Source organism: Arthrobacter sp. AOP36-A1-22 (assembly GCF_052377615.1).
Taxonomy (GTDB): domain Bacteria; phylum Actinomycetota; class Actinomycetes; order Actinomycetales; family Micrococcaceae; genus Arthrobacter_H.
In genome coordinates this window covers 65830-88670 of the sequence record NZ_JBQSWX010000014.1, presented here as the reverse complement: position 1 = coordinate 88670, position 22841 = coordinate 65830, and the positions used below count along the sequence as shown (strand labels likewise).

Here is a 22841-nt window from a genome sequence, read left to right as displayed (position 1 = left end):
GCTAGTGAGGAACTTTCAGGGATGAGGCGTTCAAGCATTTCGAGCTTCGAGAGCTCAACGAAATAGGCGGAGTCCAAGCCCTGGTCCTTCACCCTGTCGAGGATGGCGAGACGGGAAAGTTCGGCATGGGCCACAGACGGGAGGAAGCCGAATTCATCAGGGGAATGCTGGTTCTTGGGGCGTGTCCCTGAATCAGAGAATAGAGAAAGCGGTTTCGGATAAGGGATCATCGATCGGCCGGTGGAGATAACCGTGGTTTCATCGGTGAGGTAGGACAGTGCCGTGCCTAGTTTTCGGGCCGCAGTCGTTTTGCCCGTGCCGCTGGGGGCTACCAAGGCGATGGCCTGCCCGGACCTTGGATGTGCAAGAGCCGCGGCGTGGAACATCAAGTATTCACCGCGGCAGGATTCGATGCCGATGCTTGTTGCGGTCCCGACAAGCAGCTCATGGAATAGTGCCCAGCTCATGTTCGGGTCACGTTTGATCACGGAGTGCGGAATGGAATCGCTATCGGATGCGTTTTCATCCGGAATCCACAGGCATCGATTCCACGTACGGCGCATCTCGTCCGCCTCCCCGGGCTTGAGGTCAGAAACCATGACGATAGCCCGCAGGACCTGCAATATGACCCTGCTGTCATCGGTGCGAAGGTCTGCTTGCTGAAAGTCGAGATTTAGGTGTTGCGCATTTGTACTGGTCACGCTGCCATTCTAGGAGTCTGCTGCGAGAGGGACAATTTGGCGGGGACTTTCTACTGTTGGTGGTCAGAACGTGGTGTTCGCCCGGCTGCTAGCCTGCATCTGATTCTTGAGTCGGGAAAGACGACGATGACGCAACCGGTTGGGAGTCATAAACACCCAGCCTGCCCGATGCGCCGCAAGGTCCCGTCTGCGCCGCAGCCAGCGGGGTATCTAGTTGAGGTATAAACCGTGGTGCCCTAGCCGCCCGCGGCGATGTCCCGCAGGGCTGCCAGATGCTGCTCCCAGGTCGCTCGTCCGTCGCGTGTGAGTGAAAACCAGGTCCGTGGGCGTTTGCCCACGAACCCCTTGCGGATCTTCACGATCCCTGCGGTTTCGAGTTGGGAGGCCTGACGACTGAGGACGGAATCGCTGACCTGTAGATGGTCCCGCGCGACGGCGAATTCCGTTTCGTCGGTGCCGGCGATGGCCGCGACCAGAGAGAAGCGCACCGGGTGGGCCAGCTGGTCGGAGAGCTTCAGCCGAGGGTGCTCCTCGTTGCTGTCGGTTTCCGTGTTCATTTGCCCGCCTCCAGCCAGGCACCGATGACCGAGTTCAGCGTCAGTGCGGTGGCGATGACGATGGTGAACCACAGTTCGCCGGAAAACACGCTGGTCGTGAGAATGACACCGAGGGCCCACAGTCCACCCCAGATCGACATGAACGTCACCCAGCGCCGGGCGAAGCCTCGTTTCGTGGAGCGCCCGAAGACCAGCATGAAGGCCATGAGGATCCCGAGCCATATCAAGAGGGCGACGAGCGGCAGGACCACGGCGGACTCGTCGAATCGTCCGACGAACCAGAAGGAGATCATGGTCAGGGAACTGATGGCCCCGAGTCCCAGGAGCATGGTGATATGCGGCCAGCTGGCCCCGGCCCGGGAGGCGGACTCCAATCGGCTGGCCTCCTCCAGTAGGCCGCGTGCGGCTTCGGCGGTGGGAGGGGCGGGGGCGGTTTCCGGGAGCGGTTCCTGCGTCGCCGGTTCCAGGGACTCGCGGCGTGCGGCGGCAGTGGCCGCGGCGGAGGTGGAGGCCCAGACGGCGCCCAACAGGGCGCCGATGGACCCGGCCATGACCGGCAGTTGGGGTTTGCCGGTGATCAGGCCGAAGATGAACAGGCCCAGCATGCAGGCGATGCCGAGGGCAAAGCCGATCCATGCGTAGCGCTGGCCGTTGGCTGTCTTGTTCTCTGATGTTTGCATCTCGACTCCTGGGATGGGGCGGCTGGGCCGGAGAGCCCGACCACCTGATGCATTCAGCTTAGAAAGTACTTTCCATTCTTGCAAGTACTTTCTTGAAATGAATCAGATCCAGAGATCGGTGACGGACAGCGCCGCGGAGGCCAGCAGGTGACGCAGTGTGTTCACGGACAGGCCGATGACCGTATGCGGGTCCCCGTCGATGCCGGTGATGAAGGCCCCGCCTCGGCCATCGATCGTGAAGGCCCCGGCGCAGGGCAGCGGTTCGCCGGTGGTCACATAGGCCTCGATCTCCTCGTCGGTGACCTCGTCGAAACTGACCGACGCCGAAGTCACGGTTCCCAGGGTGGCCCCCGTGCCGCCGTCGTCTTCTTCAGTGCTGCGGTTGTCCACGAGCCAATGCCCGGTGTGCAGAACCCCGGTCCGCCCGCGCATCGCCTTCCAGCGTTCCGTGGCGACCTCGGCGGTATGGGGCTTGCCGTAGGACACCCCGTCGAGTTCGAAAACCGAGTCGCAGCCCAGGACCACGGCGCCATCTGCTGCCTCGAGGGCTGCCACCGATTCCGCCTTGGTCCGGGCCAGCAGCAACGCCATCGACGGTGCATCCAGGGAGCCACCCAGGCGCTCGACGGCCCCGGCCACGGCAGCGTCCTCATCGACATCGGAGACGATGGTCTCGAAACCGATGCCCGCGTCCGTCAGGATCCGGGCCCGCCCTGGAGACCGGGAGGCCAACACCAGCAGTGGCGGTTCCTCCTCGGTCACCTGGGCTACAGGATCGGCGTTGACGGTGTTGGGGGAGGAAGGGTCCATGCTCATGGCTCTACCGTAGTGCGTCGTCGGGGCCGTCGGCACGGTGCGCCGGATGGCGCGAACCCCCGGCGCCCGGCTCTTCGTGCCCATCGTGGTCCCCGCCATGGGGGCCATCGGAGTCGGGACCGGAGTCGGAGGTGTCGGAGGAACCTCCGGCCGTCCCTGGCGTGGCCAGCGCGGCGATCTTCGCGCCTTCGACGTCCACATCGGGAAGCACCTTGTCCAGCCACTTCGGGATGTACCAGGCGCGGCGGCCCAGCAGGTGCATGATCGCCGGGGTGATCGTCATCCTGACCACGAAGGCATCCAGCAGCACCCCGATTGCCAAGGCAAATCCGATCGCCCGGATCATCGTCAGCTCGGAAAAGATGAAGCCGGCGAAGACGCTAGTCATGATCAGTGCCGCGGAGGTAACCACCGGCGCGGAATGTGCGAACCCGGAGCGCACGGCGGCCCGCGGGCGCTGGCCGTGGACGAAAGACTCGCGCATGCCCGAGACCAGGAACACCTGATAGTCCATGGCCAGCCCGAAGAGGATTCCGATGAGCAGGATCGGCAGGAAACTCATGATCGGTCCAGGCGTCGCAACGCCGAACACCCCGGAGAGCCAACCCCACTGATACACCGCGACCGTGGCACCAAACGATGCCAAGAGGGACAGGAGGAAGCCCCCAGTGGCCAGTACCGGCACGATCACGGAGCGGAAGACCAGCAACAGCAGCACCAGGGAGAGGCCGACGACGATGCCCAAGTAGAGCGGCAACACCTCGGCGAGGCGTTCGGAGACGTCGATCTGCGCGGTGACCTGGCCGGTCAGGGCCAGATGCGAATCGGTCTCCGCTTCGATGGCCGTGGAGGCGTTGCGGATATCGGTGACTACCTGTTCGGTGGCCGGGTCGGCCGGACCCTCCTGAGGGACGATCTGCAGCACGGCGAGTGTGTTCGCGTCGTTGATGCCCACGGGAACCGCGGCGACGACGCCGTTGATGCCGCGCAGTTGATCGGCGATGTCCAGGTTCTTGGCCTCGGCTTCATCGGCGTCCAACCCTGCCGGCAGGTCCGCCAAGGCGATGATCGGTCCGTTGTAACCAGCGCCGAATTTATCGCTGAGCAGGTCGTATGCCTGGTGGGCGCTCGAATCGACAGGTTCAGCGCTGCCATCGGGAAGGGCAGTGCGTAGTTGCAGGGCCGGCACGGCCATGATGCCCAGCAGAAGAACGCCGACGACGCTCATGAGTACGGGGCGTTTGGTCACGAAGGCGCCCCAGCCGCGGTTGCCGGCGGCGTTGGGGTGGGCTGCCGAATCGGTGCCTTCGGAAGCGGGGGTGGCTTCCGGGGCGGTAGCTGCGGCGGCCTTGCGCCAAGCACGCTTGCTGACCAGCTTCGGGCCGATGATGCCCAGCAGTGCGGGTGTGAGCGTGATGGCGATCAGCACGGCCATGGCCACGGTGAAGGCCGCGGAGAGGCCCAGTACCGAGAGGAACGGAAGGGCGGGAACGGCAAGTGCCGACAGCGCGATGATGACCGTCAGGCCGGCGAACACCACGGCGTTTCCGCTGGTGCCGGTTGCCCGGCCGATGGATTCCTCGATTTCCATTCCGTCGAGGAGCTGACGGCGATGTCGGTGCACAATGAACAGCGAATAGTCGATGCCCACAGCCAGCCCGAGCATCAGTGCCAGCGCCGGGGTGATGGAGGCCATCTCGATCGCGCTGGACAGGGCCAGGGTCCCGCCGACGCCGGCGCCGACGCCGAGGACGGCCATCAGCAGCGGCAGTCCGGCGGCGACGAACGTCCCGAGCATCACCAGCAGGACGACGGCGGCGATCACCAGGCCGATGATCTCCGCCGACCCGAAGATCGTAGAGATGTCCTGGACGATTTCCGTGGAGTAGTCCACCTCGAGTCCGGTGGAGGTCGGCTCAGCCCCGATGTCCTTGATCTCATCGCGGGTCTCGGAGGTCAGGGCGTCGGCGGAGCCGGTGAAGGAGACGTTGACGGCCACGGTGGTGCCGTCCTTGGAGACGAACCGCATGCCCTCGGTGGATTCGGCCTGGCGTTGGCCCAGGGCCAGATCCTTCTTGCCTTGTTTGATGTCCTTCGCCGATTCCTCGAGCTTCTTCTCGTTGGCGGAGACCTCGGATTCCTTCGCAGAGATCTGCTGCTCGGCGGCATCGAGTTGCTTCGCCGAGGCGTCGAGCTTGGCCTGGCCCTGGTCGAGCTGCTTCTCGGTGGCCTCCAGCTTGGCGCGCTGGGCGGCAAGCTGCCGCGGCGGGATGGCTCCGGCCTGGGCCGCCCCGTCGAGTTTGGTCTTCGCTTCCTTGAGCTCGGCGCGGCCGTCGTCGATCTTGGCTTGCTCGGGTTCGAGCTTCTGGCGCCCGTCGGCGATCTCCTTCTTGGCGTCGGCGATCTGGTCCTTGCCGTCGGCCAGCTGCTGGCGTCCGTCCGCGAGCTGCTTCTCCCCGTCGTCCAGCTTCTTCTTCGAGTCCTCGAGCTTCTGCTGGGCCTCATCCAACTGCTTCTGGGTGGTGAAGGGGTTGGAGGCCTCCCGGACATCCGGGAGGCCTTCGAGCTCGTCCAACGACTGGCCGATGGCCTTCTTCTGGGCGGCGGTGAACTTCTGGCCGTCCGAGGTCTGGTAGACGATCGACCCGCTGCCCCCGGAGAATTCGGGCATCTCGGTCTTGAGTTTGTCCAGGGCCTGCTGGGTCTCGGTGCCGGGGATGGAGAAGCTGTTGGTCAGGGTCCCCATGAACGCGCCGGCCGAGAGGCCGATCGCCAGCAGGCCGACGAGCCAGGCGGAGATGACGGCCCAGCGGCGGCGGTAGGCCATGCGGCCGAGTTTATATAGGAAGGTGGCCATGACTCAGGCCTTTCGGATCTGGGCCGGATCGGCCGGGACGTTCAGGGTGGGGAAGCCGTCTCGGAGCTGGCTCAAGGCGGTGGTGAGGTAGTTCTGCAGAATGGTCAGTGAGGCATCGGAGAGATCGCCGCCGGACTGTTCGAGCCAGAAGTCGAAGGCGGCGCGCCCCGCCCCGATGATGGAGTTCGCGAAGACCGATGCGGTCAGCAGGTCGGTGGCCGGAACGCGGGTCACGATGGTCTCGACCAGGCGTCCGGCGCAGTTGTTCCAGGCCTCGAGTTCGAGCCGGTCCAACTGCGGGCTGCTGTGGGAGACGGTGACCAGTTCGGCCACGGGGCCCAATAGGCTGCGGTCGGCGATGCCGTTGAGCGCATTCACCGCCGCCGACATGATCGGCAGTTCGCGGGGTTGGTCCTCGAAGAGCTGGAGGACATGGTCCACGAAGGCCTCGGTGGGCCCGTTCAGGGCGGCTTCGAGGGAGGAGAAGTAGTTGAAGAAGGTGCGCCGGGAGATGCCGGCGGATTCGGCCACACGATCCGCGGTCACCGCGTCGAAGCCCTCGGTGCGCAGCAGCGCCATGGCGGAGTCGATGATGGCGGCACGGGTGGCCGTTTTATTGATTTCGCGGCGCGAGGGGCCGCTGCTGGGGGAGTCGGGGAGCGGATTCACGGTCATTACACTACGTGCAAGTTTGCACACCGTGCAAATTAGTGCTCAGGGTCCGGAGGAAGCGGAGGAAGCGGAGGACGCGGACGAAGCGAACGAAGCGAAGAGGGGCTCCGCACGGCGCGGTGGCGGTGCGGAGCCCCTGGGGAGTGAGCGTGCCGGAGATCAGCAGACGGTGGCGGGCTGGGCCGGTGCGGGGTCCGGGCTCTGCTCCTGCTGCGTGGCCTCGGCAGTGCGGGCGTCGTCGAACTCCTCGGCGAACGGGGTGCCGTTGCGCGGGGCGTTGTACAGATCGTGATCCAGGATGCCTTCCCGTTGGGAGACGATCACCGGGATCAGCGCCTGTCCGGCCACGTTGACCGCGGTGCGGCCCATGTCCAGGATCGGGTCCACGGCCAGCAGCAGGCCGACACCGGCCAAGGGCAGTCCCAGGGTGGACAGCGTCAGTGTCAGCATCACCACTGCGCCGGTGGTCCCGGCGGTGGCGGCGGAGCCGAGCACCGAGACGATGGCGATGAGGATGTACTGGGTGACGTCCAGGTCGATGCCGAAGAACTGGGCCACGAAGATCGCCGAGACGGCCGGGTAGATCGCGGCGCACCCATCCATCTTGGTCGTCGCGCCCAACGGGACGGCGAAGGAGGCGTAGCCGCGGGGGACCCCGAGGTTGCGTTCGGTGACGCGCTGGGTCAGCGGCAGCGTGCCGATCGATGAACGGGAGACGAAGCCGAGCTGGACCGCCGGCCAGACCCCTGAATAGTAGGAACGCACGCCCAGGCCGTGGGCCTTGACCAGGATCGGGTAGACCACGAACAGCACCAGGGCCAGGCCCGCATAGATGGCGATGACGAACTTGCCCAGCGCCCCCATGGTGTCCCAGCCGTAGGAGGCGGTCGCGTTGCCGATCAGCCCGACGGTGCCCAGCGGGGCCAGCCGGATGATCCACCACAGGATCTTCTGGATGATGGACAGCAACGAGGCGCTCAGATCCAGGAACGGCTTGGCGGCGGAACCGATCTTCAGGGCCGCGATGCCCACGGCCACGGCGATGACCAGGACCTGCAGGACGTTGAAGGACAGGCTCGTGGAGACGTCACCGGATTCGGCGACCTTGCTGCTGGTTTCCAGGCCCAGGAAGTTCTCCGGGATCAGCCCGGTGAGGAAGGCCCACCAGTCGCCGGTGGTGCCGACGTAGTCCTCCGGGGCTCCTTGGCCGGTGTTGGCGCCGGGGCGGATGAAGGTGCCCAGTCCCATGCCGATCAGCACGGCGATCAGCGCCGTGATGCCGAACCAGAGGATGGTCCGCCAAGCCAGTCGGGCGGCGTTGGTGACCTGGGCCAGGTTGGCGATGGAGGCGACCACGGCGAAGAAGACCAGCGGGATGACCGCTGCGCGCAGCAGCGAGACGTAGCTGGAGCCGATGGTGTCCAACGTGGCGCCGAGGGCGTTGGGGGACTCGGCGGTGCTGCCGGTGTATTTGGCGACCAGGCCCAGGACGACGCCGAGGACCAGGCCCGCGACGATCTGGGGACCGAAGGCGGTCGCCCAGCGGGGCAATATGCGGTGGGGTTTGGTTGATGTGCTCACGGAACGACCGTAGGGCCGGAAGGTACACCCCGAAGAGTCGATATTTCACTTTATGACGTCGCCACGGTGTGGTGGGTGGGCGCCCATGCCAGCGGATCCCTGCTGGCACAAGGGGTCGGTGGGTTCATTCCCGATCACGATGTGGCGCTTCCCGCATTTTGGTAGAGCATCACATCGCGGCGCTGACTCTCCGACATCCAGGTGTGTGGTCTCACTAGCTAAGTAGGGTTACTATCTATTATGAATGAAATCGATTGGGCATCTGAGCTGACGCGTGCGGCCTTGCCGCAAGCGGTGTTGGCTCTGCTCAAGAGTGGGCGGCGGCACGGATACGCCATGATCGAGGTTCTTCGTGATCACGGTTTCGAACGCCTCAAGGGTGGCACCCTGTATCCACTTCTGCGGCGGCTGGAAGAACAAGGGCTGGTGGCTCACCAATGGGAGCAACAAGACGCCGGCCCGGGACGGAAAGTTTTCGCACTGACCCCCCTTGGCACGAAAGAACTCGAGCGAGGACACCTTGCTTGGAGTCACATGACCGAGAAACTAGCTGTTCTTCGAACCTTACGAAAGGACGCATCATGACCTACGAGCACAACCTAGCCTTCTATCTGCGGATGCGAGGGCTGCCGGAGGCGCAGGTCTCCGAGGCTATCGATGAGGTTCGCGCTCATGTGATGAGCTCGGGGAATTCCGCCGAATCCGAGTTCGGAACCGCTGAAGACTATGCCGAGAGCTTCTCCGCGGTGAAGCGGCGGACTCTGGGCGTTCGCGTGATCACCGTCGCGGGTGTCCTGGCCATCGGCTATGTCATCGCCGTTTTCGCGCTGGGGGCCTTGACCGACGTCGATGTCAGGTCCATCACGGGTCCGGTGCTGCTGTGGCCGGCCCTGGTCGTGCTGGTGGTGGGGGTGCTCGGTGGTTTCCTGACCGACTATCTCCGATCACCGCCCCGCCCTAGACCGCATTAAAAGTGGACGACGCCGGGACCCCGTTCGGGATCCCGGCGTCGTCCACTGTGGGTCGCTCGGCCAGTGGTGCTGCCTACTGGGCCGGCAGCAGGGCCCGGCGCAGGGTGTCCAGCCCGACCGATCCCATGTTCAGCGCCTGGCTGTGGAAGGCCTTCAGATCGAAGTCGTCGCCTTCGGCCGCGCGACGGGCATCGCGGATCTGCTCCCAGAGACGCTGGCCCACCTTGTAGGAGGGGGCCTGACCGGGCCAGCCGAGGTAGCGGGTGAACTCGAATTGGCGCTGGCCCTCGGAGATGTCCAGGTGCTTCGAGAGGAAGTCGTACCCCTTCTCGGGGGTCCATGGGCCGGAACCCCAGCGGGAGGGCATCTCCAGCTCCAGGTGGACGCCGATGTCGAACACGACGCGGGCGGCGCGCATGCGCTGCATATCCAACATGCCCATATGGTCGCCCGGATCGGCCAGGTAGCCCAGATCCAGCATCAGGCGTTCGGCGTAGAGGGCCCAGCCCTCACCATGGCCGGAGACCCAGCAGGCGTTACGGCGCCAGTTGTTCAAGGTGTCCTTGCGGTACGTGGCGGTGCCGACCTGCAGGTGGTGGCCGGGAACGCCCTCGTGGTAGACCGTGGTCGTCTCGGACCAGGTGGTGAAGTCGTCCTCACCGGCGGGAACGGACCACCACATCCGGCCCGGACGGCTGAAGTCGTCGGAGGGTCCGGTGTAGTAGATGCCGCCTTCCTGGGTGGGGGCGATCATGCATTCGAGGCGGCGCATCGTTTCGGGGATCTCGAAGTGGACCCCCTCCATGGCGGCCACTGCCGCGTCGGCCTTCTCCTGCATCCACGCCTTCAAGGCTTCGGTGCCCTTGAGCTGGCGCTGCGGATCGGCGTTGAGGATCTCCTTGGCTTCGGCGATGGAGGCGCCGGCCTTGATCTGTCCGGCCACCATCTCCTGTTCGGCGATGAGCCGGTCCAATTCGGCGACGCCCCAGTCGTAGGTCTCGTCCAGGTCGATCTCGGCACCGATGAACTGCCGTGAGCACAGGGCGTAGTACTCCCGGCCCACGGCGTCCTTGGCCGGGGCGGCGGGCAGGAGTTCGGTTTCGAGGAAGTCGGCCAGGCGGGCATAGGCTGCGGCTGCCTCGGCGGTATGGGTGGATAGTTCATCGCCTAGCGTTTCCGCCGGTTCCCCGGCAGCGGTGGGTGCCTCGGCGGCGAGGGAGGTGAAGAAGCCGCCGGCCTTGGCATAGTCGCGGGTCTGCTCCATGACAATGCGGACCTGGCGCTGGGCCGCCACAAGGCCCTCGTCGCGGCTCTTGGACAGCGAGGCGATGTAGCCGTCGATGGCTGCGGAGACATTGGCGAGCCGGCCGCTGATGTGCCGCCACTGCTCGGTGGTGTCGGTGGGCATCAGATCGAAGATCGCTCGGATGTCCTGGGCCGGGCTGGCGATGTTGTTCAGCTGGGTGATCCCGGTGGCGTCGAGTTCCAGGTCGAGGCCGAGCCGTTCGCGCATGGCATCCAGGGTGATGGCATCGACGTCGTCGACCGGCTCGAGGCCTTCGAGGGCCTGGAGCGTGGTGCGGACGGCCTCGACATAGGCCTGCTGGCCGGCGGGGGAGTAGTCCGAATATCCGGTTTCGTGGCCGGGGATGCCCAGTGAGGTGGCGAAATCGGGGGCGAGGGCGATGAGGCGGTCGAAGAACCGGTCGGCGACGGCGTCGATGGCACTGGGGGCACGGGTGGCTGGAGGTGTGGCGTTCGTCATGGTGCACAGCCTAGCCGCATGTGAAGCTGGTGTTGAAGATCAGCCGCGGCCGGCGGGCGGCCCCAGGACGCCGACTAGGAGCGTCCGCTGCGCCAGGGGCCCGGTTGGCCGGCCAGGTGACGGCGCTGCCAGGCCTGGTTGCGCATCACCTCGCGACGCGAGGTGGCGGCCTCGATGCCCTGGGGCTCCCGGGCCTCGCCGGGCAGGGCGGCCAGGACCGCGGCGAGTGCGGCCACGTCGACGTCGTCCGGGTTCCCCCGGACCACCTGGAACAGCGGCGCCGGGGTGCCGGCGTCGTTCTGATGGTCGGTGGAGCCGGTCACAGCGGGATGTTTCCGTGCTTCTTCGCCGGCAACGAGGCGTGCTTATCGCGCAGGGCCCGCAGTCCGCGCACGATCTGCGTCCGGGTGTCCGAGGGGGCGATCACGGCATCGATGTACCCCAGTTCCGCCGCCTGGTACGGGTTGAGCAGTTCGGTTTCGTAGTCGTCGATGATCTCGGTACGCCGGGCTTCGACGTCCCCGCCCTCGGCCGCGACGGCTGCCAGGTCCCGGCGGTAGAGGATGTTCACCGCGCCCTGGGCCCCCATGACCCCGATCTGCGCGGTGGGCCACGCCAGGTTCAGGTCTGCGCCGAGCTTCTTGGACCCCATGACGATGTATGCGCCGCCGTAGGCCTTGCGGGTGATGACGGTCAGCTTCGGGACGGTGGCCTCGGCGTAGGCGAAGAGGAGCTTGGCCCCGCGGCGGATGATGCCCTGAAACTCCTGGTCCTTGCCGGGCAGGAACCCCGGCACGTCCACCAGGGTCAGGATCGGCAGGCCGAAGGCGTCGCAGTGGCGCACGAAACGGGCCGCCTTTTCCGAGGCGGCGATGTCCAGCGTGCCGGCGAACTGCATCGGCTGGTTGGCCACGATCCCGATGCTGCGTCCCTCGACGCGGGCGTAGCCGATCATCACGTTCGGGGCGTAGAGCGACTGCATCTCCAGGAAGGCCCCGTCGTCGACGATGTGCTCGATGACGTCACGCATGTCATAGGGCTGGTTCGCCGAATCGGGGATGAGCGCATCCAGGTCCAGATCGTCCTCGGTGACCGTCAGTTCCTCCTCGAACTCCGTCGGCGGGGCCTCCGTGAGGTTGTTGGACGGCAGGTAGTCCAGTAGTTCCTTGACGAAGTCGATGGCGTCGGATTCGTCGGCGGCCAGATAGCTGGCGGTGCCGGTGTTGGCGTTGTGCTGGCGGGCCCCGCCGAGGGTCTCTATGTCCACTTCCTCGCCGGTGACCGTCTTGATGACGTCCGGGCCGGTGATGAACATGTGGCTGGTCTTGTCCACCATCACCACGAAGTCGGTCAGGGCCGGGGAGTAGGCCGCGCCGCCGGCGCAGGGCCCGAGGATCAGGGAGATCTGCGGGACGACGCCGGAGGCGTGGACGTTGTTGCGGAAGATGTCGGCGAACATCGCCAGCGAGGCGACGCCCTCCTGGATGCGGGCCCCGCCGCCGTCGTTGATCCCCACGACCGGGCAGCCGTTGCGCAGGGCGAATTCCTGGACCTTGACGATCTTCTCGCCGTTGACCTTGCTCAATGAGCCGCCGAAGACGGTGAAGTCCTGGGAGTAGACGGCCACGAGGCGGCCATCGACCGTACCGTGCCCGGAGACGACGCCGTCGCCGAGGGGGTGCTTGGAGTCCATGCCGAAGGCGGTGGAGCGGTGCACCGCCAGGGCGTCGAATTCGACGAAGGAGTCCTCGTCCATGAGCTGTTCGATGCGCTCGCGGGCGGTGTTCTTGCCGCGGGCGTGCTGCTTTTCCACCGCCTGCGGGCCGGAGGGGGTCAGCGACTGCGACTGCCGGCGCCGGAATTCGGCGATCTTGCCCGCGGTGGTGGACAGGTCGATCTGCTCGTCCGGTGCCTGGAGGCCGGTCTCGCTCATGCGGGAGACTCCCGTCTGTTTGAAAGTAGTAGGAATGGCACAACAAGCGTGCCCTCAAGGTCAGTCTAGTGACGTGCCGCGCCGTCTCGGCTGTAGGAACCCTACAAAGTCACCGCGTGGCGCTCGGGTGGTTCCGGGCAGGAAGGGCTTGTTACTGACGGGTAACCTTCGCGGGGGATTTCCCGTAGGCTGGTCCCATGACCGAGTCACCAGCACCCCAGAACCCCGTAGCCGACGCCGCCGACGGAACCCGCCCCTTCGCAGGACGTACGGTCCTGATGAGCGGTGGAAGCCGCGGCATCGGACTCGCGATCGCCCTGCAACTGGCAGCAGGCGGAGCGAACATCGCCCTGATGGCCAAGACCGCCACGGCCCATCCGACCCTCGAGGGGACCGTCTACACGGCAGCCGAGCAGATCCGGGACCACGGCGTCGGCGCCCTGCCGATCGTCGGGGACGTGCGCAACGACGACGATGTGCAGTCGGCCGCCGAGGCCACCGTCGCCGAATTCGGAGGCCTGGACATCGTCGTGAACAACGCCTCGGCGATCGACCTCTCCTCCACCGATGCCGTCTCGATGAAGCGCTACGACCTGATGCATGACATCAACGTCCGCGGCACGTTCCTGCTGTCCAAGCTGAGCCTGGATGCGCTGCGCCGTTCGTCGAACCCCCATATCCTGACCCTGTCCCCGCCGCTGAACCTGGACCCGAAATGGGCCGGTGCCAACCTCGCCTACACCATGGCCAAATACGGGATGAGCATGACGACGCTCGGCCTGGCCGAGGAACTGCGTTCGGACGGCATCGGCGTGAACTCGCTCTGGCCGGCCACGCTGATCAACACCGCGGCGATCCGCAACATGCCCGGCGGGGAGAAGCTGGTCCTGGGCGCCCGCAAGGAATCTATCGTCGCCGATGCCGCCGCCGCCATCCTGGCCCGCCCGGCGGGCGAATGCAGCGGGAACTTCTTCATCGACGAAGAGGTCCTGCGTGCCGAGGGGGTCACCGACTTCACCGGCTACAGCATGGGAGCCCCCGAGGAGTCGCTGGTCGCCGACATGTTCCTCTGAGCCGGTTCCCGGTGGCGGGCCGCCCCGTGGCGGGGCCGGCCCGCCACCGGCACCCGGACTAGGCTGGACCCCATGAACGAACCCGCCGCCCTGCGTACCCCCCTGGATGCCGAGGCCCTGCGCCGTGAACTCGTCGCCCCCGGGACCATCGCCCGGGTGGAGGTCGTGGAATCCACGGGGTCGACCAATACCGACCTGGCCGCCGCCTTCACCGCCGCCCCCGGGGAATGGCCGCAGATCAGTGTGCTGGCCACCGATTTCCAGTCCGCCGGAAAAGGACGGATGGACCGCAGTTGGCAGGCCCCTGCCCGCAGTTCCCTGGCGGTGAGCCTGCTTTTCCGCCCGGTACCCGGAGGCCGGCCCGCCACCGCCGAGACCTACGCCTGGATGTCGATGCTCTGCGCCACGGCCCTGGCCGACACCCTGCGCGAATGCGCCGGGGTCCCCGCCGAACTCAAATGGCCCAATGACGTGATCGTCGCCGGCCGCAAGGTCGCCGGCGTCCTGGCCCAACTGGTCCCCGCCCCCGGAGGGGCCGCCGTCGTCGTCGGCTCGGGGGTCAACGTCACCCTAGAACGCGAGGAACTGCCCGTACCCACCGCCACCTCGCTGCTGCTTGAAGGGGCCCGGACCGTTGACACGACCGCCCTGCTGGAGGATTACCTGCGCCGGGTCTCCGCCCTCTACACCGGGTTCCTGCGGGCCGGCGGCCGGGCGGGGGACGCGATCGACGGGGGAGCCACCTTGCTCGAACGGGTGGCCCGGTCCATGGCGACGATCGGGGCGCCCGTCAGGGCCGAACTGCCCTCGGGGGAGAGCGTGGAAGGCACCGCCGTCGGTTTGGAGCCCGACGGGGCGCTGAGCGTGCAGACGGCCGACGGGACCCTGACCGCCATCCGGGCCGGGGACGTGGTGCACCTGCGTCGCACCGACGGACGCTACGCCTGATCCGGGCCATCGGTGCTGCCGCCTAGACTTGGAACCGACGTGGGCGAGCAGGATCCACGCGAGGGAAGGGACAGCGGATGAGGCTGCGACTGGCAGAGAACGAGTGGGTGATCGTCAAGACCCGGGCGCACCGCCGTGTGTTGAACCGTCCCGCCGTCGTCTTCGTCATCCTGACCGCACTGAGCGCCTTCGCCCTGGGCACCCTGACCCGCAACGACCTGCCGGAGGCCGTGGAGCAGACCGTCCCGTTGCTGCAGGTGGTCATCCCGATCGTGGCCGCGGTGCTCCTGCTGGCCTGGTGCATCATCCCGGTGGTTCGATGGAGACGGACGCTGGTCTTTTTGACCAACGAACGGATCGTGGTGCGCCGGGGGGCCGGGGCCAGGAACCAGTGGGAGTTGCCGCTGGCCTTCGTACGGACCCTGAAGACCAGCCAGAAACTCGTTGAACGGGCGAGCGGCTCGGGGGCCCTGGTGTTGGAGACCGCCAACGGGCCGGTACGCATCCCGCATCTGCCGCGGATCGAACGCGTCAGGGAGCTGGTGGTGACCACCATTGAGCGTTTACCCAGATCCATGGGGTTCGATGGTGTAGAAATTGGTACGGAGGAACACGTGGATGGGATCGGACATGGATGATGGGCAGGACGCCGGTGGTCAGCGGGCGGAAAGCGCCCCGACACCGGGACGGGAGCCCCTGCCCAGAACCGCGGCCCTCCCGATCCTGCCCCCGGCGCCCTGGCAGCGGGCCGGGGAAACCGGCCCCGGGCAGGAGCCGGCCGACCCCGAAGCGGTGGAGCCGGTCACCGACCGGGCGGATCCGGAAAGTGCCGACCTGGAACCACCCGATCACGGTTCGACGCCGACCGGGACGTCCACCGGGAGCCTGCCGCAGCTGAGCCCCGATGCCGGCCCGGAAACCCGGGCCCTGCCGCTGGCCCAGGCGTTGGAACGCGAAAAGGTCAAGGAATCCGCCCAGGACCTGGAGAAGCTGTTGCTCGGGGCCAAACGCACCATGCGCCGTCGCGAGGCGGCCGCCGCGGCGGGGATCTCGCTGCTCAGCGCCCGCAAACTCTGGCGCGCCCTGGGCTTCCCCAACCTCGGGGACGACGACGTCGCCTTCACCGAGGTGGACCTGGAAGCCTTGCGCACGATCGTGGGCAACGTGCGCAGTTCGGTGCTGACCGAGGAGGCCGCGGTCTCCATCACCCGGTCGATCGGGCAGATGACCGACCGGATGGTCGTTTGGCAGATCGAGGCACTGGTGGAGGACATGGTCCAGAACCAGGGGGTCAGCGACCCCGAAGCCCGGCGACGGTTGGTGGACCGCCTCCCGGATCTGGTGGATCCGCTGGAGAAGCTCCTGGTCTATTCCTGGCGCCGCCAGCTGAACGCTGCGGTCCACCGGTTGGGGGTCCGCGCCGAAACGGGGCTGGCCTCCAGCGAAGAGGGCCGCGACGGCAGCGAGGACGACGCCCCGTTGCCGTTGGCCCGCGCCGTAGGCTTCGCGGACCTGGTCTCCTACACCTCGCTGTCGCGCCGGATGAACGAACGCACGCTGGCCCAGACCGTGCAGCGCTTCGAGAACAAATGCGCCGAGATCATCTCCATCGGTGGGGGACGGCTGGTCAAGACCATCGGCGACGAGGTCCTCTTCATCGCCGAGACCCCGCAGGCCGGGGCCCAGATCTCGCTGACCTTGGCCACCGAATTCGCCGACGACGACTTCCTGCCCAAAGCGAGGGTCTCCATCGTCTGGGGGCGCATCCTCTCCCGGCTGGGTGATGTCTACGGGCCCACCGTGAACCTGGCCTCGCGGCTGACGGCGCTCGCGGACCCCGGCACCGTCTGGACCGATTCGGTCACCGCGGGCACCCTGGAAGGCGACGACCGCTTCGTCCTGGACCCCCAACCGACCACGCAGGTCCGTGGTTTCGGGGACATCAACCCCGTGGTCCTGTCCATGGGGGAGGGCGCCGGGCTGGTCCTGGACTGAGCCCGCCCGCCCCGGGATGGGGAGTTCTCCCCATGGGCCGGATTTCCTCCATCGGTTAGGATCTAGGGTGGCTGGTTCTGCTTCCCGCTGGGGGCCGAACAAAATCTGACGTTGATGAGGAACTACACGTATGTCCCGATGGGGTGCGAATCCGGGCAAAAGCACGGGTTTCAAGGTGGCAGCCGTGTCAGCGGTCTCCGCCTTGGCGATCACCGGGGCCGTCATCTATCCGGGATTCAAGACCGCTGACGTCGATCTGAACGACGGCGGCGTCTGGGTGGTGAACAAGGAACTCAACAAGGTCGGACACCTCAACTACGAGTCCAAGGTGCTCGACGGCGGGGTGCTGACCCCGTTGCCCGATTACGATCTCGAGCAGGATGCCGAGCATGTCTTCGTGCGCAACCTCGACCAGGGCGCCTTGACCACGATCGACCCGGCGATGGTCCAGTTCGCCGACGACAACGCCCTGCCTGCCAACTCCTCCTTCTCCTACGGTTCCGGGGTCGTTTCGGTCACCGACGCCGACCACGGCATCGTCTATGCCACCGCCACCGAGCACCTCGGGTCCTTCGCCTCCCAGGACACCCCTCCGTTGCTCGATGCCAAGGGCCAGGTCCTCACCGCCGTCGGCGCCGACGACACGGTATGGGCCGTCGACGTCGAGGCGCAGAAGTTCTTCAGCTGGGTCCCGGAATCGGACGGCAGCTTCACCCAGGACAGCGAACAGGACGTCGAGGCGCTCGGGGATGCCTCCGCGGCACAGCTCAGCGTCGTCGGGGACACCGCGGTGCTCTTCGACGAGAAGACCGGACGGGTCACGATGTCCACGGGCAAGACCAGCACCGTCGTGGACCCGGAGGGGGGCCAGCTCCAGGCCCCCGGACCCGATACCGACCATGCGGTGATCGCCCTGGGCAATAAATTGGCGGATGTCCCGCTGGGAGGAGGGGACGCCGACTACCTGCCATTGGAAGCCGGCGGGACCGCCATCCAGCCGGTCAGGGTCGGGGAGTGCACCTACGCCGCCTGGCAGTCAAGCGCCCAATACGTGCGCGATTGCGACGACGACTCCCAGGACGTGAACCGGCAGGTGCCCGATCTGCCGGCCGGCTCGGATCTGCAATTCCGGGTCAACCGCGACGTCGTCGTGCTCAACGACGTCACCTCCGGCCAGGTGTGGCTGGTCAACGACGGCATGCAGATCGTCAGCAACTGGAGCGATCTGGAGCCGCCCAAGGGCAAGGGCGAGGCGAAGAAGGAGGACTCCAAGGAGGTCACCGACGCCATCGAACTGCCCAACCGGACCGAGAAGAACAAGAAGCCCATCACCAAACCCGACTCCTTCGGCGTCCGGGCAGGACGCACCACGGCCCTTCCGGTGTTGTTCAACGACGTCGACCCCGACGGCGACCTGCTGACCGCTTCGTTGGAAGGCAAGCAGCCCACGATGGGCACCCTGCAGCAGATCAACGACGGCACCGGGTTCCAGATGGTCGTCCCCGAGGACGCCACCGGCAGCACCTCCTTCACCTACCGGGCCAATGACGGCCGGGGCGGCGAGGCGACGGAAAAGGCCACCGTACGGGTCGTCCCCGAGGACGAAAACCACAAACCCAGCCAGGAACGGGTCACCACGCTCCGGGTCCAACAAGGCGAATCGGTCACCCAGAACATCCTGAGCGACTGGATCGACCCCGACGGCGACGACCTCCAGCTGCTGGGCGGTTCCAGCGATGACAAGGACGTCATCCGCGTCCGCCCCGATGGCGCCTTGACCTTCCAGGACAACGGCAAGAAGGCCGGCCGCAAGGAAATCACCGTGCAGGTCTCCGATGGGCGCGAGGGCGCCCAGGGGCGTGTCGTGGTGGAGGTCCTGCCCAAATCGGCGACCCCGCCGGTGACCGCGACCGACCATGTGACGGCGAACGTCGGCGAGGAGGTGACGTTCTCCCCGTTGAAGAACGACGCCGATCCCGGCGGGGCGGAGCTGCGCCTGGCCACCGTCGAATCGGTCAACGGCGTGGACGTGGACAGCAACCCCGACACCGGCACGGTCACCATCCGCGGGGAACGCACCGGGACCTTCTATGCCAAATACGTGGCCACCAACGGCCCGGCCAGTGCCCCCGGACTGGTGCGCATCGACATCAAGGATCCCGAGCAGAACTCCGGCAACCCGGTCGCCGTCCGCGATGTGGCGCTGCTGCCGGCGGGCCAGGACGTGCTGGTGAACGTGCTGGGCAACGACTCCGACCCTGCCGGGGGGGTCCTGGTCCTCACCGGGGCCGAAGCCCCCGACGACGCGCCGTTCACCGTCTCGGTGGAACGCAACAGCTTCGTGCGGATCACCGATGTGCGTGGACTGACCGAACCGATGAAGGTCCAGTACACGGTCTCCAACGGCAGCGGGGTCTCCACCGGGGAGATCAACGTGATTCCCGTTCCGGCACCACCCAAACTCGATCCGCCCCGACCGAACACCGACGACGTCGTCGTCCGGGCCGGTGACGTGGCCACGGTCGATGTGCTGGAGAACGACCTGCACCCCAACGGCGCGGATCTGACCCTGCTCCCCGAACTGAAGGAAGCCGACGACCTGGGAGCGGGATCGCTGATCAGCGTCGCCGATGACACCGTCCGTTTCCGTGCCGGTGAATTCGACGGCAAACCACATAACGTCTCGGCCGTCTATACCGTGGCCGGACCCGACGGGCAGGAAGCCAACGCCCGGGTGAACTTCCACGTGAAGCCGGTGGACGTGGCCGATAACGCCCCGCCCTCACCCGAACAGATCGTCGGACGGGTCTTTGCCGGCGGGACCACCGCCATCGCGGTCCCGTTGGGCGGAATCGACCCCGATGGGGACTCGGTGACGCTCGTCCAGCTCGGGGGTGCCCCGAAGCTGGGCTCGGCGAAGGTCAAGGGCTCGGCGATCGAATACACGGCCAGCAAGAACTCCAGCGGTACCGACGTGTTCTCCTACGTCGTTGAAGACCGGTTGGGGGCCCGGGCGACGGGCACCGTCATGGTCGGCGTCGCCCCGCTGTCCAACACCAATAATCCGCCGGTGGCCGTGAACGATTCCATCACGGTGCGTCCCGACCGGCCCGTGGCCGTGGACGTCATGGACAACGACACCGATCCGGACGGCGACCAGATCACCCTCATCGACGATCTGCAGACCTCCAACGGCGTCGACGCGAAGGTCTCCAACGGGCGGATCGTGGTGACCTCCCCGAAACAGAAGGGCTCCTTGTCCGTCAGGTACAAGATCACCGATGGTCGGGGCGGGACCGCCAGCGCCACGTTGACCGTCGAATCGGATCCCGAAGCCAAGCTGCTGGCCCCGATCGCCCGCGACGATCATGCCTCGATGCAGGAGGTCGTCGGCAAGGACGACGTCACCCTGCCCATTCTCGAGAACGACGAGGACCCCGATGGGCGCATCGACGATCTGAAGGTCACCCTGCCGGATGAGCCGGCCACGGCCCACGTCACCAAGGACAACCAGCTCAAGGTCAAGCTCGGCGACGACTCCCAGGTCATCGCCTACACGATCACCGACCAGGACGACCTGTCTTCCACGGCCTTCGCCATCGTCCCGGGCGTCGGCGGCGCGCGGCCGGTGCTGCGCAGTGACAAGCCCCAGGAAGTGATGGCCGGGGAGAGCCTGAAACTCGATCTCGAAGATCTGGTCCAGGTCCGCGACGGCCACCGGCCCCGGTTGACCGATGAATCCAAGGCCTCCTCGGTTCCGGAGAACGACGGGGAACTGGTCCGCTCGGCCACGGAACTCACCTTCAAGGCCGCCGAGGACTATTCGGGCCCCGCCTCGGTGACCGTGGAGGTCACCGACGGGTCCGGGCCCGACGACCGCGATGGCCTGGACAGCATGATCTCCATCCCGATCAAGGTGCTGCCGCGTCCGGAGGACAACGAACCTCCGACGATCCAGTCCAATTCGCTCGACGTGGCCCAGGGGGAGGACCCTGCCCGGTTGGATCTGAGCCAGATCGCCAGCGACCCCGACGAGGACGAGCTGGAGTTCTCCGTCGGGGAACAGGACCTCGAGGGGGTGGAGACCCAACTCGTGGACGGCCACTTCCTCACCGCTTCCGCCGACGTGAAGACCCCCAAGGGCACCCAGGGATCGGTGAAGGTATCGGTGACCGACGGGCACAACGACGCGGTCTCGGCGAACATCACCTTGAACGTGCTCGCCTCCACCCGTGAACTGCCCGATGCCGTGGACGACACCGTCAAGGACGCGCACCAGGGCAGGACCGAGACGGTCCCGGTCCTGGAGAACGACCACAACCCGTACGCGGACCAGGGCCCTCTGGAGATCATCAGCGTCACCGGCGAAGAGGGCGAGGGCACGGCGGAGATCCGCGGCGACCAGCTGGCCATCACCCCGGCCGAGGACTTCGTGGGGACGTTGCGCGTCCTCTATACGATCGGGGACATCACCGAGGACCCGGACCGCCAGGTCAACGGCACGGTGACCCTGAACGTCAAGGGCAAACCCGAGGCCCCCGGCCTGCCGCTGGTCGAATCCACCGGTGATTCCAAGGCCGTGCTGAGTTGGGATGCCCCGTCCAACAACGGCTCTCCGATCGAGTCCTATACGGTGACCGGCGACGGCGTGGAGCAGAACTGCGACACCACCACCTGCACGATCACCGGGCTGGAGAACGACCACGTCTACAACTTCTCCGTGACCGCCACCAACGCGGTGGGCGAATCAAGTGCCTCCGCGTCCTCGGCCGATGCCCGGCCCGATGTCGAACCGGAGCAGCCGGCCGCACCGAACAGCACCTCGGGGGACGAGCAGGCGACGGTGAACTGGGACAAGCCGGTCAGCCACGGCTCGGCGGTGACCAGCTACACGCTGGAGATCTCCCCGGCACCGGCCACCGGGGTCAGCCAGGTCACCGGGGTCACCGGGACCAGCCACACCTGGAAGGGCCTGAAGAACGGGGTCTCCTACCAGTTCCGGGTCAGGGCGGTGAACAAGGCGGACAAGCCTTCGCAGTGGAGCAGCTATTCGGCCTCGGTGATCCCTGCAGGCAAGCCATTCCAACCCAACGCCCCCGTCGCGGTCCGTGCCGATTCGGCGGTCAACGGCGGGGTGGTCGACGTGAGTTGGAAGGCCCCCGGGAACAACGGGGCACCCATCCAGGGCTACACGCTGAAGGTGAAGGAGGGAGGATCAACGGTCAAGACCATCGGGGGGATCTCCTCGGGGACCACCCAGCAGACGGTCACCGGCCTGAAGACCACCGGGTCCTACAGCTTCTCCGTCACGGCCGAGAACAAGGTCGGCACCTCGCCGGCCAGCGGCAAGTCCACGGCGGTCACGCCCTATGGCCGGCCCAAGTCCATCGGCAAACCCACGGCCCAGGCCACGGGAACGAACAACAAGGTCAAACTCTCCTTCAAGAAGCCGGGAGCCAACGGCTCATCCATCACCGGCTACCAGTACTCCACCGACGGAGGCTCCTGGAAGAAGCTCGGCGGCCCCGGTTCGGTCGTGACCACCAACAAGAACGGGGCCTCCCACTCGTGGCGGGTCAGGGCGCTCAACGCGGCAGGGGCCGGGGACGCGAGCCCCGGCTCGAACAGCACCAGTTCCTACGGCCCGCTGCGCGACGGCGGCGGACGGTCGAAATCGAACACGAAGGATTCGATCTCCTTCAAATGGAACGGGAAGGCCGATTCCTACGCCAACGGCCGCAAGGCAACGCTCAAGGCATCGATCGATGGCGGGGTGGGGGCGGTGAACGCCGGCCAGGGCCGCCATAGGATCGGGAGCCTGGATCAATATAAGAAACAGACCCGGACCCTGACCATCACGGCCACGGATACCGAAGGACAGAAGAAGAGCTGGACGGTCAAGGAAACGTCGAAGGCAGAGAAGAAGCCGGAGCCGACCAAACCATCGGTCAAGCTGGTCTCGGGTAAGCCGGTCTCGGATCCACGGTGCAACCAGGAATGCTACATGTTGAAGGTCGAACTGAAGGAATTCACCGGCAAATATGCGGGAACCTGGACGGCCAATTGTCACGACGACGGCGGCAGCAACCGGTTCAACGACTACCAGTCGAAGGTGACGGTCGACGGAAAGAAGACCAAGGAACTCACCTGTTTCCACGGGGCCAACCACCAGATGCCGATCTCGGTGGAACTCTTCAAAGGCAATCTGACCGTCTGGTCGGACGAGGTGACCACATGGCCGAAGAAATAGCAGGACCGCCACCCCACCGTCGAGCAGGAACAGCAAGCGAGG

16 protein-coding genes and 1 pseudogene are annotated in these 22841 nt (G+C 66.4%); 7 read left to right on the top strand and 10 right to left on the bottom strand.

Going from position 1 to position 22841, the window contains the following annotated elements:
* The 7 genes and pseudogenes from ACT3S2_RS10040 to ACT3S2_RS10010 form a co-directional block, all read right to left on the bottom strand.
* Window positions 1-701 (bottom strand): annotated as a pseudogene (locus ACT3S2_RS10040) (hypothetical protein); the annotation flags it as partial.
* A gap of 236 nt (window positions 702-937) precedes the next feature.
* Window positions 938-1258 carry a winged helix-turn-helix domain-containing protein gene (locus ACT3S2_RS10035; RefSeq protein ID WP_444555505.1) on the bottom strand — a complete coding sequence of 107 codons (321 nt, stop codon included), beginning with the start codon at window positions 1256-1258 and terminating at the stop codon, window positions 938-940.
* A complete protein-coding gene (locus ACT3S2_RS10030; protein WP_444555506.1) occupies window positions 1255-1938 on the bottom strand; it encodes a hypothetical protein in 684 nt (227 codons plus the stop codon). The genes ACT3S2_RS10035 and ACT3S2_RS10030 overlap by 4 nt, the downstream gene beginning before the upstream one ends.
* A gap of 102 nt (window positions 1939-2040) precedes the next feature.
* Window positions 2041-2754, bottom strand: coding sequence for a Maf family protein (locus ACT3S2_RS10025; protein WP_444555507.1), 714 nt, complete (start codon window positions 2752-2754; stop codon window positions 2041-2043).
* A gap of 4 nt (window positions 2755-2758) precedes the next feature.
* Window positions 2759-5611 (bottom strand): MMPL family transporter, encoded by a 2853-nt coding sequence (locus ACT3S2_RS10020; RefSeq protein ID WP_444561664.1) that lies wholly within the window; start codon window positions 5609-5611, stop codon window positions 2759-2761.
* A 3-nt stretch (window positions 5612-5614) separates the two neighbouring features.
* Entirely contained in the window at window positions 5615-6280 is a 666-nt protein-coding gene (locus ACT3S2_RS10015) for a TetR family transcriptional regulator (protein ID WP_444561663.1), read from the bottom strand.
* Window positions 6281-6442: 162 nt separating this feature from the next.
* Entirely contained in the window at window positions 6443-7864 is a 1422-nt protein-coding gene (locus ACT3S2_RS10010) for a dicarboxylate/amino acid:cation symporter (protein WP_444561662.1), read from the bottom strand.
* A 240-nt stretch (window positions 7865-8104) separates the two neighbouring features.
* Between ACT3S2_RS10010 and ACT3S2_RS10005 the strand changes: the two genes are divergently transcribed.
* Both ACT3S2_RS10005 and ACT3S2_RS10000 read left to right on the top strand, forming a co-directional pair.
* A complete protein-coding gene (locus ACT3S2_RS10005; RefSeq protein WP_444561661.1) occupies window positions 8105-8449 on the top strand; it encodes a PadR family transcriptional regulator in 345 nt (114 codons plus the stop codon).
* Window positions 8446-8835, top strand: coding sequence for a hypothetical protein (locus ACT3S2_RS10000; RefSeq protein WP_444561660.1), 390 nt, complete (start codon window positions 8446-8448; stop codon window positions 8833-8835). The genes ACT3S2_RS10005 and ACT3S2_RS10000 overlap by 4 nt, the downstream gene beginning before the upstream one ends.
* 73 nt (window positions 8836-8908) lie before the next feature.
* On the opposite strand, the gene ACT3S2_RS09995 is transcribed toward ACT3S2_RS10000, so the two are convergent.
* From ACT3S2_RS09995 to ACT3S2_RS09985, 3 genes are all read right to left on the bottom strand, one after another.
* Complete coding sequence (locus ACT3S2_RS09995; protein WP_444561659.1) at window positions 8909-10600, bottom strand: DUF885 domain-containing protein; 1692 nt, start codon at window positions 10598-10600, stop codon at window positions 8909-8911.
* A 74-nt stretch (window positions 10601-10674) separates the two neighbouring features.
* A complete protein-coding gene (locus ACT3S2_RS09990) occupies window positions 10675-10923 on the bottom strand; it encodes an acyl-CoA carboxylase epsilon subunit (RefSeq protein ID WP_444561658.1) in 249 nt (82 codons plus the stop codon).
* On the bottom strand, window positions 10920-12533 hold the full coding sequence (locus tag ACT3S2_RS09985; RefSeq protein WP_444561657.1) for an acyl-CoA carboxylase subunit beta: 1614 nt from the start codon (window positions 12531-12533) through the stop codon (window positions 10920-10922). Before ACT3S2_RS09985 ends, ACT3S2_RS09990 begins: the two co-directional genes overlap by 4 nt.
* A gap of 197 nt (window positions 12534-12730) precedes the next feature.
* On the opposite strand from ACT3S2_RS09985, the gene ACT3S2_RS09980 reads away from it, so the two are divergent.
* The 5 genes from ACT3S2_RS09980 (at window position 12731) to ACT3S2_RS09960 (ending at window position 22799) form a co-directional block, all read left to right on the top strand.
* The gene (locus ACT3S2_RS09980) at window positions 12731-13606 is read left to right on the top strand and encodes an SDR family oxidoreductase (RefSeq protein WP_444561656.1); all 876 of its coding nucleotides are present in this window, start codon (window positions 12731-12733) and stop codon (window positions 13604-13606) included.
* Window positions 13607-13678: 72 nt separating this feature from the next.
* Window positions 13679-14554, top strand: a complete 876-nt coding sequence (locus tag ACT3S2_RS09975; protein WP_444561655.1) for a biotin--[acetyl-CoA-carboxylase] ligase — start codon at window positions 13679-13681, stop codon at window positions 14552-14554.
* Between the two features lie 77 nt (window positions 14555-14631).
* A complete protein-coding gene (locus ACT3S2_RS09970) occupies window positions 14632-15192 on the top strand; it encodes a PH domain-containing protein (protein ID WP_444561654.1) in 561 nt (186 codons plus the stop codon).
* Complete coding sequence (locus ACT3S2_RS09965; protein ID WP_444561653.1) at window positions 15185-16549, top strand: adenylate/guanylate cyclase domain-containing protein; 1365 nt, start codon at window positions 15185-15187, stop codon at window positions 16547-16549. Before ACT3S2_RS09970 ends, ACT3S2_RS09965 begins: the two co-directional genes overlap by 8 nt.
* Window positions 16550-16733: 184 nt before the next feature.
* The gene (locus ACT3S2_RS09960) at window positions 16734-22799 is read left to right on the top strand and encodes an Ig-like domain-containing protein (protein ID WP_444561652.1); all 6066 of its coding nucleotides are present in this window, start codon (window positions 16734-16736) and stop codon (window positions 22797-22799) included.
* Window positions 22800-22841 lie beyond the last annotated feature (42 nt).